Raw genomic sequence first — 13361 nt, forward strand, 5'->3', positions numbered from 1 at the left:
CCTCTCAGACCAGCTACTGATCGTCGCCTTGGTAGGCCTTTACCCCACCAACTAGCTAATCAGCCATCGGCCAACCCTATAGCGCGAGGCCCGAAGGTCCCCCGCTTTCATCCGTAGATCGTATGCGGTATTAATCCGGCTTTCGCCGGGCTATCCCCCACTACAGGACATGTTCCGATGTATTACTCACCCGTTCGCCACTCGCCACCAGGTGCAAGCACCCGTGCTGCCGTTCGACTTGCATGTGTAAGGCATGCCGCCAGCGTTCAATCTGAGCCAGGATCAAACTCTTCAGTTTAAACCTGTTACTGTTTTCGGTTCGGTTAAGAACCGGTCGCTCACTCAAAGCTGACAGGAATATGAATCACTTCATAAACCTGACTTACTTTAGTGTGAGACTCTTGATACTTTCGCTATCTGATCCGAGGATCAGCTCGCTGCCATCAAGCGCCCACACTTATCGGCTGTTAATTTTTAAAGAGCAATCTGCGAGGAACATCGTGTTTCCCGGCAGCGCTGCGTTTTCAGCAGCAGAGAAGCGAGATTATGAACCGTGTTTCGCAGCTCGTCAACAACTTTTTGCACTACGTCGTTGCGACCGCGGGGCTCAACTTCCGTACCGCCGAGGCCGCTCCTGCCGGGCCCCAACCGCACTGCTTCCCTTCCTTCCGCGCCGCGTTTCCGTGAGCGCGAAAGAGGCGTGATTCTATGCACCTCGCGCCGCCCGCGCAAGCCCTTTGTGAAAAAAGTTTGAAAAAGCTCCCGTGCGCTGCCGCGCACGGGAGCTGGGGGTTCGACGGGCGACGACCGGCCGTGCTGACAACAGGCGCCCAACAGGCCGTCGGACACCGCGCGCGGCAGCACCCGATCAGCGGTTCTTGAACTCCGGCTTCCGCTTCTCGACGAAAGCCGCCATCCCTTCCTTCTGGTCTTCGGTCGCGAACAGCGAATGGAACAGCCGACGCTCGAAGTGGACGCCCTCGGCCAGCGTCGTCTCGTACGCGCGGTTCACCGACTCCTTGACCATCATGACCGCCGGCAGCGAGAACTCGGCAATCGTCGCCGCGGCGGCAAGCGCCTCGTCGAGCAACTTGTCGGCCGGCAGCACGCGCGACACGAGCCCGGCCCGCTCGGCTTCGGCGGCGTCCATGAAGCGTGCCGTCAGACACATGTCCATCGCCTTCGCTTTCGACACCGCGCGCGGCAGCCGCTGCGTACCGCCAGCGCCCGGCATGATGCCCAGCTTGATCTCCGGCTGACCGAACTTGGCCGTATCCGCCGCAAAGATGATGTCGCACATCATCGCAAGCTCGCAGCCGCCTCCCAGCGCGAAGCCCGAAACCGCCGCAATGATCGGCTTGCGGATCTCGCGGACCGTCTCCCAGTTGCGCGTGATGTAGTCGCCCCGATAAACATCCATATAGGAGTAGGTCGCCATCATGCCGATATCCGCGCCGGCCGCGAATGCCTTCTCGCTCCCCGTCACGACGATCGCGCCGATGCCGTCATCCGCATCGAACGCCTTCAGCGCGGCGCCCAACTCATCCATCAGCGCATCGTTCAGCGCATTCAACGCCTTCGGACGGTTCAGCGTAACCAGCCCGACACGCCCCCGGGTCTCCACCAGGATGTTCTCGTAAGCCATCTATTTCTCCTCGATCAATGAAATGAGAAACGCCTCGCACATGCGAATAGTTTGATGCTACCATTCTCCGACCAACCGGTCGGTTAATTAATCGATCCAACCCCTCTCAATGTCCATCAGGCCGCCGCCATGACCCATGCACTGTTCACGAAGCACGAAGACACGCTGAAGCACGCACTCGCCGCCATCGAGAGCCGCGGGTACTGGAGCCCGTTCGCCGAAATGCCGAGCCCCAAAGTGTACGGGGAAAGCGCGAACGCCGATGGCGAGGCCGCATTCAAGTCCCACCTCGACAAAACGTTCGAACTCGACCAGCCGGCGTCCGGCGAAACGGTCGGTGCCGAGCAGTCGCCCTATGGCATCGCGCTCGGCATCCGGTATCCGAAATCGACGCCCGACGCACTGATCGCCGCCGCGGCCGCCGCGCAACGCACGTGGCGCGAAGCCGGCCCGAGCGCATGGATCGGCGTCAGCCTCGAGATTCTCGCGCGCCTGAACCGCGCAAGCTTCGAGATCGCTTACAGCGTGATGCACACCACCGGGCAGGCATTCATGATGGCGTTCCAGGCCGGTGGCCCGCACGCGCAGGATCGCGCGCTCGAGGCCGTCGCCTATGCATGGGACGAACTGCGCCGCATCCCCGCCGACGCGCACTGGGAAAAACCGCAAGGCAAGAACCCGCCGCTCGCGATGCACAAGCGCTACACGATCGTCCCGCGCGGCACGGGGCTCGTGCTCGGCTGCTGCACGTTCCCGACCTGGAACGGCTACCCGGGCCTGTTCGCCGACCTGGCAACCGGCAACACCGTGATCGTCAAACCGCATCCGGGTGCGATCCTGCCGCTCGCGATCACGGTCCGGATCGCCCGCGACGTACTGCGCGAGGCCGGATTCGATCCGAACGTCGTCACGCTCCTCGCGACCGAGCCCAACGACGGCGCCCTCGTCCAGGACCTCGCGCTGCGCCCCGAGATCAAGCTGATCGACTTTACCGGCAGCACACAGAACGGCACGTGGCTCGAACGCCATGCCCACCAGGCACAGGTCTATACCGAAAAGGCGGGCGTCAACCAGATCGTGATCGACTCGACCGACGACCTGAAGGCCGCCGCCAGGAACATCGCGTTCTCGCTGGCGCTGTACTCCGGCCAGATGTGCACGGCGCCGCAAAATATCTACGTGCCGCGCGACGGGATCCGGACGGCCGACGGTCACGCGAGCTTCGACGAGGTCGCACAGGCCATCGCCGTTTCCGTCCAAAAACTCACCGGCGACCCGGCACGCGCGGTCGAACTGATCGGCGCGATCCAGAACGAAGGCGTGACCGCGCGCATCGACGACGCCCGCCAGCTCGGCCTCGTGCTCGCCGACAGCCAGACCCTCCAGCATCCGGTCTTCCCTGACGCCCGCGTGCGTACGCCGCTCGTACTGCAGCTCGACGTGGCCGATCGCGCCAAATTCACGCAGGAATGGTTCGGCCCGATCTCGTTCGTGATCGCGACCGACTCGACCGCTCAGTCGCTCGACCTCGCCGGTGAAATCGCGGCGGAACATGGCGCACTGACGCTCTCCGTCTACAGCACCGACGACGCGATCGTCGAGGCCGCGCACGACGCGGCGGTACGCGGCGGTGTCGCGCTGTCGATCAACCTGACGGGCGGTGTATTCGTCAACCAGTCGGCCGCGTTCTCCGATTTCCACGGCACCGGTGCGAACCCGGCGGCTAACGCGGCGCTGGCCGACCCGGCGTTCGTCGCCAACCGCTTCCGCGTGGTGCAAAGCCGCGTCCATGTTGCCCCGAAAGCAGTCCCCGCGGAAGCCGGCCAGACGGCATAACCCGAATGGCCGACGTGCAAACGCCGCCACGTTCTCTACCATGAACGAATCCGCCGCCCGGCGGGTTCGTTACTCATCGATACGCCCATGACAGACGCCTACATCTGCGACGCGATTCGCACCCCCATCGGCCGCTACGGCGGCGCCCTGAAAGACGTCCGCGCCGACGACCTCGGCGCGGTGCCGCTCAAGGCGCTCGTCGAGCGCAACCGCGACGTCGACTGGACGGCGATCGACGACGTGATCTACGGCTGCGCGAACCAGGCCGGCGAGGACAACCGCAACGTCGCACGCATGTCCGCGCTGCTCGCGGGCCTGCCGCAGGGCGTGCCGGGTTCGACGATCAACCGCCTGTGCGGCTCCGGAATGGACGCGGTCGGCACGGCCGCGCGCGCGATCAAGTCGGGCGAAGCGCGCCTGATGATCGCCGGTGGCGTCGAGAGCATGACGCGCGCGCCGTTCGTGATGGGCAAGGCCGCGAGCGCATTCGCGCGCCAGGCCGACATCTTCGATACGACGATCGGCTGGCGTTTCGTCAATCCGCTGATGAAACAGCTGTACGGCGTCGACTCGATGCCGGAAACAGCCGAGAACGTCGCGGTCGACTACCACATCAGCCGCGCGGATCAGGACCTGTTCGCGCTGCGCAGCCAGCAGAAGGCCGCGCGTGCGCAGCAGGACGGCACGCTGGCCGACGAGATCGTGTCGGTCACGATCCCGCAGAAGAAGGGCGATCCGGTGGTCGTGTCGCGCGACGAGCATCCGCGTGAAACATCGCTCGACACGCTCGCGAAGCTGAAGGGCGTCGTGCGTCCGGACGGCTCCGTCACGGCCGGCAACGCGTCGGGCGTCAACGACGGCGCGTGCGCGCTGCTGCTCGCCAATGCGCAGGCTGCCGACCAGTATGGGCTGCGCCGCCGCGCGCGCGTCGTCGGCATGGCAACCGCCGGTGTGGAACCCCGCGTGATGGGCATCGGCCCCGCGCCGGCCACGCAAAAGCTGCTGCGCCAGCTCGGCATGACCATCGACCAGTTCGACGTGATCGAACTGAACGAGGCGTTCGCGTCGCAGGGCCTCGCGGTGCTGCGCATGCTCGGTGTCGCCGACGACGACCCGCGCGTGAACCCGAACGGGGGCGCGATTGCGCTGGGCCATCCGCTCGGCGCTTCGGGGGCCCGGCTCGTGACCACGGCGCTCCATCAACTCGAACGTACGGGCGGCCGCTTTGCGCTCTGTACGATGTGCATCGGCGTCGGCCAGGGCATCGCCCTCGCGATCGAACGCGTGTAACCGCCCCGCCGCGCGCCTATAACGAAGTCATGAAGGAGACACTGCATGTCCTATCAGGCGATTCAGCTGGATATCGATCAGGCCGCGCGCGTGGCCACGATCACCCTCAACCGCCCCGACAAGCTGAACAGCTTCACGCGGGCGATGCATCGCGAACTGCAGTCGGCACTCGATGAAGTCGAAGCGGCCGGCGCGCGCGCGCTGATTCTGACAGGGGCGGGGCGCGGCTTCTGCGCGGGCCAGGATCTGGCCGACCTCGACTTCACGCCGGGCGCGTCCACCGACCTCGGCACGCTGATCGACGAGCACTTCAATCCGCTGATCCGCCGCCTGCAGCGCCTGCCGATTCCGGTGATCGCCGCCGTCAACGGCACGGCGGCCGGCGCCGGCGCGAATCTCGCCCTCGCATGCGATCTCGTGTTTGCCGCCCGCTCGAGCAATTTCATCCAGGCCTTCGTCAAGATCGGGCTCGTGCCGGATTCGGGCGGCACGTGGTTCCTGCCGCAGCGCGTCGGCATGGCTCGCGCGCTGGGGCTCGCGCTGACCGGCGACAAGCTCGGCGCCGAGCAGGCCGAGCAATGGGGCTTGATCTGGCGTGCGGTCGACGACGACGCACTCGTCGCGACGGTCCGTCAGCTCGCCACCCAGCTCGCGCAACAGCCGACGCTCGCGATCGCATCGATCAAGCAATCGATGCGCGACGGCGTCACGAACACGCTCGACCAGCAGCTCGACCTGGAACGCGACCTTCAACGCAAGCTCGGCCAGTCGCACGACTATGCGGAAGGCGTGACGGCGTTCATCGAGAAGCGCGCACCGCGCTTCGAGGGGCGTTGACATGACGCACGCCACCCCCACGCTCGACCCCGATTCGCTGGCCCGCGCCACGGCGCAGGCCATGTACGAAGCCGACGCCTGCAGCCGCGCGTTCGGCATGGAAATCGCCGAAGTTCGCGCCGGCTACGCCCGCCTGCGGATGCGCGTGCGGCCCGAATTCCTGAACGGACACCAGACCTGCCACGGCGGGATCATCTTCACGCTCGCCGATTCGACCTTCGCATTCGCGTGCAACTCGTACAACCTGAACACGGTCGCGGCCGGCTGCTCGATCGAATTCCTGCGCCCGGTGCACGGCGACGACGTGCTGACGGCCGAGGCGATCGAACAGGCGCGCGCCGGCCGCCACGGCATCTACGACATCCGCGTCACGAACCAGACCGGTGAAACGGTCGCGATGTTTCGCGGCAAATCCGCCCAGATCAAGGGCACGGTCATCCCGGAAGACCGCTGACGCCGACGGCCCGCACATAACAAACACTGGAGACAGGCATGACTACCCCGCTACCGCTCGAGCCGATCGAGACCGCCTCACGCGACGAGCTGATCGCACTGCAGCTCGAACGCCTCAAGTGGTCGCTCCGGCATGCGTATGACCACTCGCCCGTCTATCGTCGCAAGTTCGACGACGCGGGCGTGCATCCGGACGACCTGAAGACGCTCGCCGACCTGTCGCGCTTCCCGTTCACGACGAAGGGCGATCTGCGCGACAGCTACCCGTTCGGGATGTTCGCGGTACCGCAGGACCGGATCTCGCGCATCCACGCGTCATCGGGCACGACCGGCAAGCCGACGGTCGTCGGCTATACGGCCGGCGACATCGACACGTGGGCGAACCTCGTCGCGCGTTCGATCCGCGCCGCCGGTGCACGCCGCGGCGACAAGGTACACGTCAGCTACGGCTACGGCCTGTTCACGGGCGGGCTCGGCGCGCATTACGGCGCCGAACGCGCAGGGCTGACCGTGATCCCGTTCGGCGGCGGCCAGACCGAAAAGCAGGTGCAGCTGATCCAGGATTTCCGGCCCGACATCATCATGGTGACGCCGAGCTACATGCTGTCGATCGCAGACGAAATCGAACGCCAGGGTCTCGATCCCGTGCAGAGCTCGCTGCGCATCGGTATCTTCGGCGCGGAGCCCTGGACCAACGACATGCGCGTCGCGATCGAACAGCGAATGGGCATCGACGCGGTCGACATCTACGGGCTGTCGGAAGTGATGGGGCCCGGTGTCGCGTCCGAATGCGTCGAGACCAAGGACGGCCCGACCATCTGGGAAGACCATTTCTATCCGGAAATCATCGACCCGGAAACCGGCGAAGTACTGCCGGACGGCGAGCTCGGCGAACTCGTGTTCACGTCACTGACGAAGGAAGCGCTGCCGATCATCCGCTATCGCACCCGCGATCTCACGCGCCTGTTGCCCGGCACCGCCCGCACGATGCGCCGGATGGAGAAGATCACCGGCCGCTCGGACGACATGATGATCGTGCGCGGCGTCAACGTATTCCCGACGCAAATCGAGGAGCAGTTGCTCAAGCAGCGCGCGCTCGCGCCGCACTATCAGATCGTGCTGACGAAGGAAGGCCCGCTCGACGTGCTGACGCTCAACGTCGAGCCCTGCCCCGACTCCGCACCCGATACGGCGGCGATCCACGCGGCAAAACAGGCGCTCGCGCACGACATCAAGTCGCTGATCGGCGTGACGGCCGTGATCAACGTGCTGCCCGTGAACGGGATCGAGCGCTCGGTCGGCAAGGCACGCCGCGTCGTCGACAAGCGCAAGGGATAACACCGGACGCCGCCGGTCAGCGACGCGGAGCGGTCATCGCGCCGCCCCAAAAAGAAACAGTCCGAATCGGCCAGAGCCGGTCGGACTGTTTTGTCCCGGGGCACGGCCCGTCAAGTCACGTCACGTGGGGCATTCCGCCTGGAACAACCGCGCCGCTGCGCATCACGAATTCGGGAACAGCAGCCACATCCGGCCGACCTGCTTCATCCGGCCGGCCTGATCGCCCGCGTCGTCGCCGAGCCCCCAGAAATAGTCAGCCCGCACGCCGCCCTTGATCGCCGAACCCGTATCCTGCGCGAACACGAGCCGGTTCATCGGCGTATTCGTCAGCGGACGCGTAGTCTGCAGGAACACGGGCGTGCCGAGCGGAATCGCCGACGGGTCGACCGCGATCGAACGCTCCGGCGTCAGCGGCACGCCAAGCGCGCCGATCGGGCCGTCCGCGCCGCCGTGCGGCGCATCTTCCTTGGTCGGCATGTCGCGGAAGAACACGAACCGCGGATTCGTGTCGAGCAACGCGTCGACGCGGGTCGGGTTCGCCTTCGCCCATGCCTTGATGCCCTGCATCGTCGCCTGGGCGGGCGTCAGCTCGCCGCGATCGAGCAGCCACTTGCCGATCGAACGGTACGGCTGGTTGTTGGTGCCGCCGAAGCCGACCCGCATCACCGAACCGTCGTCGAGCAGCACGCGCCCCGAGCCCTGTACCTGCAGGAAGAAGGCCTCGATCGGATCGTCGACCCACACGAGTTCGTTGCCGTTCAGGATCCCGGCGCGCTCGAGCTGCGCGCGTGCCGGCAGCGCGGCCCCCGCGCGATAGCCGGCCGGCCAGCGATAGAGCGCGTACTGATACGGGCCGCGGCGCACGCGCGAACCGTGCAGCAGCGGCTCGTAATAACCGGTCACGAGCCCGTCGAGCGTCCCGTCGGTGTTCGCGAGCTGGAACGGCGTGAAATACGTTTCGAAGAAAGTGCGCGCGCTGCCGACGTCGAGCTCGTCGAGCCGGTCGGCGGCCGCGCACGCGCGCGCCCAGGCCGGCTGGCGCGCGAGCCGCACGCAGTTCTGCCGCAGCGCGGCCGTCGCGCCGATCAGCGAATCGTCCTGCCAGCCCGGCACCTGCTGCCACGCGACCGGCGTGAGCCGCTTCGCGGCGACCTGCCCCGGCACGATCGCCGCGCCGGTCGGCGGCTTCAGCGACGACGTCCGCGTCGGTGCGCTGCCGCACGCGGCAAGCAGCGCAGCCGCCGCGGCCGCTGCCACCCACCCGGCCAACCGGGGCCCAAACCACATACAATGTCCGTTCTTGATGGAAACCGCCATGTCAGATTTTCTCGACCAATATCCGATGCTCATCTTCGCGCTCGAAGCCTTCGTAGCGCTTGCCCTGCTGATCTTCATCGTCGTGTGGACGTCGTCGGGCAGAAAGAAGCACGCCCGCGGCAACAACGACCGCCAGCCGCGCTGACGCGCTTCGCACGCTCAATGCAGCGTGCGCGGCATGTGCAGTGCGAACTCGTCGACCGGCGCCTCGAAACGCTCGCCGTCTTCCGCCACGCAGAAGTACGCGCCCCGCATCGTGCCGACCGGCGTCGCGATCACGGCCCAGCTCGTGTATTCGAAGTGTTCGCCCGGCTGCAGCAGCGGCTGGTGCCCGACGACGCCGAGCCCCTTCACTTCCTGCACGTGGTTCTCGCTGTCCGTGATGATCCAGTGACGCGCGATCAGCTGCGCCGCGACCTGTCCCGTGTTGCGGATCGTCAGCGTGTACGCGAATGCGTATTGACGGTGATCGGGGTCGGATTGTTCCGGCAGGTAGCTGGTTTTCACCGAAACGGTGAACTGATACTGACTCATGATGTTTCCGGTGGAAGGTGACTGTCCGTGCCGGCATGGGCAACGGGGCCGCGGGCGCGCCGCATTGGTTCGGCATTCTATGCGCAATCGGGCCTCGGCCGCACGGCCCGCCGCCGCGCACCGGGTCGCCGGACGGTAGAATGACGGTTTTGCGCCGCAACGTCCCCGCTTCCCTGCCATGACCCAATTCCGTATCGCTCCCAGTATCCTGTCGGCCGATTTCGCACGGCTCGGCGAAGAAGTCCGCAACGTCGTCGCCGCCGGCGCCGACTGGATCCACTTCGACGTGATGGACAACCATTATGTGCCGAACCTGACGATCGGCCCGCTCGTGTGCGAAGCGATCCGCCCGCACGTGCAGGTGCCGATCGACGTGCACCTGATGGTGCGCCCGGTCGACCGGATCGTGCCCGATTTCGCGAAGGCCGGTGCGAACCTGATCAGCTTCCACCCGGAAGGCTCCGATCACATCGACCGCACGCTGTCGCTGATCCGCGACCACGGCTGCAAGGCCGGCCTCGTGTTCAACCCGGCCACGCCGCTGAACTACCTCGACCACGTGATGGACCGCCTCGACTTCGTGCTGCTGATGTCGGTCAACCCGGGCTTCGGCGGCCAGTCGTTCATTCCGGAAACGCTGAACAAGCTGCGCGAAGCACGCGCGCGCATCGACGCGTACACCGAGCGCACGGGCCGCGAGATCCTGCTCGAGGTCGACGGCGGCGTGAAGGCCGACAACATCGCGGAAATCGCTGCGGCCGGCGCCGACACGTTCGTCGCGGGTTCGGCGATCTTCGGCAAGCCCGACTACCGCAAGGTGATCGACGAGATGCGCGCCGCGCTCGCCACCGTCGAGCGGAGCTGACGCCGTGGCCGATTCGTCGCTTGCCGGCCACGCGCCGGCCGGGGCCACCGCGGACGCCACGCACGCCGCCCCGATCCGCTTTGCCGCGCCGCGTATCGAAGCCGCGCTGATCGACCTCGACGGCACGATGGTCGACACGGCCGACGATTTCACGGCCGGCCTGAACGGGATGCTCGCGCGGCTCGGCGCGCCGGCCACGTCGCGCGACGAGGTGATCGGCTACGTCGGCAAGGGCTCCGAACACCTGATCCAGAGCGTGCTGAAGCCGCGCCTCCCGGCCGACGAAGCGCACGCGCGCTTCGACGACGCGCTGGCGATCTACCAGACCGAATACGCGAAGATCAACGGCCGCCATGCGCGCCTCTATCCGGAAGTGGCCGCCGGCCTCGACGCGCTGCGCGCGGCCGGGATCCGGCTCGCGTGCGTGACGAACAAGCCGCACCGCTTCGCGGTCGAGCTGCTCGAACAATACGGGCTGGCCGATTGCTTCGGCATCGTGCTCGGCGGCGACAGCGTCGCACGCAAGAAGCCCGATCCGCTGCCGATGCTGACGGCCTGCGACGCGCTCGGCGTCCCGCCGGACGCGGCGGTCGCGATCGGCGACTCGGAAAACGACGCGCTGGCCGGCCGCGCGGCCGGAATGGCGACGCTGACGGTGCCGTACGGCTACAACCACGGCAAAGCTATACAAACGATAAATTCGGATGGTATAGTCGATTCGTTGCTGGTCGCGGCTCGCGCAATTTCCGCGCACAACGCCGGCCGGCCAACCGTCTGATTATTTCTTCCATCCGCATGTTTCTGAATAAAAAACGGAGTCTGAGCAGCATCGACCGGGGAGCCTGGCCCTGGCGTCGCTGGTCGCGCTAACCTCTTCGATGAGGTACGCTGAAGCACGTCTTCAGCGCCGTTTTTTATCTCGCTGCGCATCCGCGCGCCGATCGTCGCACCACCTCGAGTTCCACCGCGTCCGAACGCTTGCGTTCAGGATCGGCCGCAGGCTCGCGACGTTCACGCCCGGAATGCCGGCCGGCAACAGGCACTTCTCGATCGACCGCCCTTTCGCCGACGGCAACCCGCGCAGCGTCAAGTGATCCCTGGCGCACGCGCCGCTCGTCCCGAACAGGACCGGAACATGACCGAACTCGAATTCCAATCGCTCGCGAACGAAGGCTACAACCGCATCCCGCTGATCGCGGAAGCCCTTGCCGATCTCGAAACGCCGCTGTCCCTCTACCTGAAGCTGGCCCAGCCCGAACGCGCGGGCGCCAACTCGTTCCTGCTGGAATCCGTGGTCGGCGGCGAACGCTTCGGCCGCTACTCGTTCATCGGCCTGCCGGCCCGCACGCTCGTCCGCACCCGCAACGGCGTATCGGAAGTCGTGCGCGACGGCCAGGTCGTCGAGACGCACGACGGCGACCCGTTCCAGTTCATCGAATCGTTCCAGGCGCGTTTCAAGGTCGCGCAGCGCCCGGGCCTGCCGCGCTTCTGCGGCGGTCTCGCCGGCTACTTCGGTTACGACGCGGTGCGCTATATCGAGAAGAAGCTCGCGAACACCGCGCCGCGCGACGATCTCGGCCTGCCCGACATCCAGCTGCTGCTGACCGAGGAAGTCGCGGTCATCGACAACCTCGCCGGCAAGCTGTACCTGATCATCTACGCGGACCCGGGCCAGCCCGAAGCCTACGCAAAGGCGAAACAGCGCCTGCGCGAGCTGAAGCAGCGCCTGCGCACGACCGTGCAGCCGCCCGTCACGTCGGCCAGCGTGCGCACCGAGACGTTCCGCGAGTTCAAGAAGGACGACTATCTGGCCGCCGTGCGCCAGGCGAAGGAATACATCGCGGCCGGCGAACTGATGCAGATCCAGGTCGGCCAGCGGCTGACGAAGCCGTACCGCGACAATCCGCTGTCGCTGTATCGCGCGCTGCGTTCGCTGAACCCGTCGCCGTACATGTATTACTACAACTTCGGCGATTTCCACGTGGTGGGTGCGTCGCCGGAAATCCTCGTGCGCCAGGAAAAGCGCGGCGAGGATCAGATCGTCACGATCCGCCCGCTCGCCGGCACGCGCCCGCGCGGCAACACGCCCGAGCGCGATGCGGAACTCGCGACCGAGCTGCTCAACGATCCGAAGGAGATCGCCGAGCACGTGATGCTGATCGACCTCGCGCGCAACGATGTCGGCCGTATTGCCGAAATCGGCTCGGTGCAGGTGACCGACAAGATGGTCATCGAGAAGTACTCGCACGTGCAGCATATCGTCAGCTCGGTCGAAGGCAAGCTGAAGCCCGGCATGACGAACTACGACGTGCTGCGCGCGACGTTCCCGGCCGGCACGCTGTCCGGCGCGCCGAAGGTGCGCGCGATGGAACTGATCGACGAGCTCGAGCCGGTCAAGCGCGGGCTGTACGGCGGCGCGGTCGGCTACCTGTCGTTCTCGGGCGAGATGGATCTCGCGATCGCGATCCGCACGGGGCTGATCCACAACGGCAACCTGTATGTGCAAGCGGCGGCCGGCGTCGTCGCGGATTCGGTACCCGAATCCGAATGGCAAGAGACCGAGAACAAGGCGCGCGCGGTGCTGCGTGCGGCCGAACAGGTCCAGGACGGCCTCGATAGCGACTTCTGACCGGAGACTGACCATGCTGCTCATGATCGACAACTACGACTCGTTTACCTACAACCTGGTCCAGTACTTCGGTGAACTCGGCGAGGACGTGCGTACCTACCGCAACGACGAAATCACGCTCGACGAGATCGCGCGCCTGGATCCCGACGCGATCTGCCTGTCGCCGGGCCCGAGCAATCCGCAACATGCGGGCATCACGCTCGACGTGCTGCGCGAGTTCGCCGGCAAGAAACCGATCCTCGGCGTGTGTCTCGGCCACCAGGCGATCGGCGAGGCATTCGGCGGCCGCGTGGTGCGCGCGAAGACCATCATGCACGGCAAGGTGAGCCGGATCGAAACCGATTGCCGCGGCGTGTTCGCCGACCTGCCGAAGCATTTCGACGTCACGCGCTACCACTCGCTCGCGATCGAGCGCGAATCGCTGCCGGACTGCCTCGAAGTGTCCGCCTGGACCGACGACGGCGAAATCATGGGCGTGCGCCACAAGACGCTGCCGGTCGAAGGCGTGCAGTTCCATCCGGAATCGATCCTGTCCGAGCACGGCCATGCGCTGCTCGAGAATTTCCTGAAGCAGGCCCGCGCCGCGGCTGCACAGGCTGCGTGACGGGAGCCCCACG

Annotated in this window: 12 protein-coding genes and 1 rRNA gene; 9 read left to right on the top strand and 4 right to left on the bottom strand. The window is 66.2% G+C overall.

Translation table 11 applies throughout. The features are described 5' to 3' along the window. Positions 1–298 (bottom strand): 16S ribosomal RNA (locus tag AC0KUR_RS25445); the annotation flags it as partial. Positions 299–868: 570 nt separating this feature from the next. Continuing rightward, entirely contained in the window at positions 869–1645 is a 777-nt protein-coding gene (locus tag AC0KUR_RS25450) for an enoyl-CoA hydratase (RefSeq protein ID WP_034187470.1), read from the bottom strand. 129 nt (positions 1646–1774) lie between these two features. Between AC0KUR_RS25450 and paaN the strand changes: the two genes are divergently transcribed. From paaN to paaK, 5 genes are all read left to right on the top strand, one after another. Then, positions 1775–3481: a phenylacetic acid degradation protein PaaN gene (gene paaN / locus AC0KUR_RS25455; protein WP_473376562.1), complete on the top strand. Its 1707-nt coding sequence runs from the start codon at positions 1775–1777 to the stop codon at positions 3479–3481. Between the two features lie 87 nt (positions 3482–3568). Continuing rightward, complete coding sequence (gene pcaF, locus AC0KUR_RS25460; protein WP_473376563.1) at positions 3569–4771, top strand: 3-oxoadipyl-CoA thiolase; 1203 nt, start codon at positions 3569–3571, stop codon at positions 4769–4771. Positions 4772–4816: 45 nt separating this feature from the next. Next, on the top strand, positions 4817–5608 hold the full coding sequence (paaG, locus tag AC0KUR_RS25465) for a 2-(1,2-epoxy-1,2-dihydrophenyl)acetyl-CoA isomerase PaaG (protein ID WP_473376564.1): 792 nt from the start codon (positions 4817–4819) through the stop codon (positions 5606–5608). Between the two features lies 1 nt (position 5609). After that, positions 5610–6062 (top strand): hydroxyphenylacetyl-CoA thioesterase PaaI, encoded by a 453-nt coding sequence (gene paaI / locus AC0KUR_RS25470; protein WP_034187474.1) that lies wholly within the window; start codon positions 5610–5612, stop codon positions 6060–6062. Between the two features lie 38 nt (positions 6063–6100). Further along, positions 6101–7399, top strand: coding sequence for a phenylacetate--CoA ligase PaaK (gene paaK / locus AC0KUR_RS25475; protein ID WP_034187475.1), 1299 nt, complete (start codon positions 6101–6103; stop codon positions 7397–7399). A 162-nt stretch (positions 7400–7561) separates the two neighbouring features. Here paaK and mltA read toward each other — a convergent pair whose 3' ends face one another. After that, positions 7562–8794 carry a murein transglycosylase A gene (gene mltA / locus AC0KUR_RS25480; RefSeq protein ID WP_034187532.1) on the bottom strand — a complete coding sequence of 411 codons (1233 nt, stop codon included), beginning with the start codon at positions 8792–8794 and terminating at the stop codon, positions 7562–7564. Positions 8795–8875: 81 nt separating this feature from the next. After that, on the bottom strand, positions 8876–9250 hold the full coding sequence (gene apaG / locus AC0KUR_RS25485; protein ID WP_034187476.1) for a Co2+/Mg2+ efflux protein ApaG: 375 nt from the start codon (positions 9248–9250) through the stop codon (positions 8876–8878). Between the two features lie 178 nt (positions 9251–9428). On the opposite strand from apaG, the gene rpe reads away from it, so the two are divergent. The 4 genes from rpe to AC0KUR_RS25505 all read left to right on the top strand — a co-directional run bounded on the left by rpe (position 9429) and on the right by AC0KUR_RS25505 (position 13348). Continuing rightward, the gene (gene rpe, locus AC0KUR_RS25490; RefSeq protein WP_006482066.1) at positions 9429–10115 is read left to right on the top strand and encodes a ribulose-phosphate 3-epimerase; all 687 of its coding nucleotides are present in this window, start codon (positions 9429–9431) and stop codon (positions 10113–10115) included. Between the two features lie 4 nt (positions 10116–10119). Next, positions 10120–10893, top strand: coding sequence for a phosphoglycolate phosphatase (locus AC0KUR_RS25495; protein ID WP_473376565.1), 774 nt, complete (start codon positions 10120–10122; stop codon positions 10891–10893). A 357-nt stretch (positions 10894–11250) separates the two neighbouring features. Next, positions 11251–12744 (top strand): anthranilate synthase component I, encoded by a 1494-nt coding sequence (gene trpE, locus AC0KUR_RS25500; protein ID WP_011546531.1) that lies wholly within the window; start codon positions 11251–11253, stop codon positions 12742–12744. Between the two features lie 13 nt (positions 12745–12757). After that, on the top strand, positions 12758–13348 hold the full coding sequence (locus AC0KUR_RS25505) for an aminodeoxychorismate/anthranilate synthase component II (RefSeq protein ID WP_049030266.1): 591 nt from the start codon (positions 12758–12760) through the stop codon (positions 13346–13348). Positions 13349–13361 lie beyond the last annotated feature (13 nt).

It is taken from the genome of Burkholderia sp. YHN3-13 (assembly GCF_055810675.1).

Bases quoted from the DNA above. Each gene is read 5' to 3' on its own strand.
- rpe (WP_006482066.1), top strand. From the start codon at position 9,429: ATGACCCAATTCCGTATCGCTCCCAGTATCCTGTCGGCCGATTTCGCA.
- paaN (WP_473376562.1), top strand. From the start codon at position 1,775: ATGACCCATGCACTGTTCACGAAGCACGAAGACACGCTGAAGCACGCA.
- pcaF (WP_473376563.1), top strand. From the start codon at position 3,569: ATGACAGACGCCTACATCTGCGACGCGATTCGCACCCCCATCGGCCGC.
- AC0KUR_RS25505 (WP_049030266.1), top strand. From the start codon at position 12,758: ATGCTGCTCATGATCGACAACTACGACTCGTTTACCTACAACCTGGTC.
- AC0KUR_RS25450 (WP_034187470.1), bottom strand. From the start codon at position 1,645: ATGGCTTACGAGAACATCCTGGTGGAGACCCGGGGGCGTGTCGGGCTG.
- paaI (WP_034187474.1), top strand. From the start codon at position 5,610: ATGACGCACGCCACCCCCACGCTCGACCCCGATTCGCTGGCCCGCGCC.
- mltA (WP_034187532.1), bottom strand. From the start codon at position 8,794: ATGAAGATCAGCAGGGCAAGCGCTACGAAGGCTTCGAGCGCGAAGATG.
- trpE (WP_011546531.1), top strand. From the start codon at position 11,251: ATGACCGAACTCGAATTCCAATCGCTCGCGAACGAAGGCTACAACCGC.
- paaK (WP_034187475.1), top strand. From the start codon at position 6,101: ATGACTACCCCGCTACCGCTCGAGCCGATCGAGACCGCCTCACGCGAC.
- apaG (WP_034187476.1), bottom strand. From the start codon at position 9,250: ATGAGTCAGTATCAGTTCACCGTTTCGGTGAAAACCAGCTACCTGCCG.
- paaG (WP_473376564.1), top strand. From the start codon at position 4,817: ATGTCCTATCAGGCGATTCAGCTGGATATCGATCAGGCCGCGCGCGTG.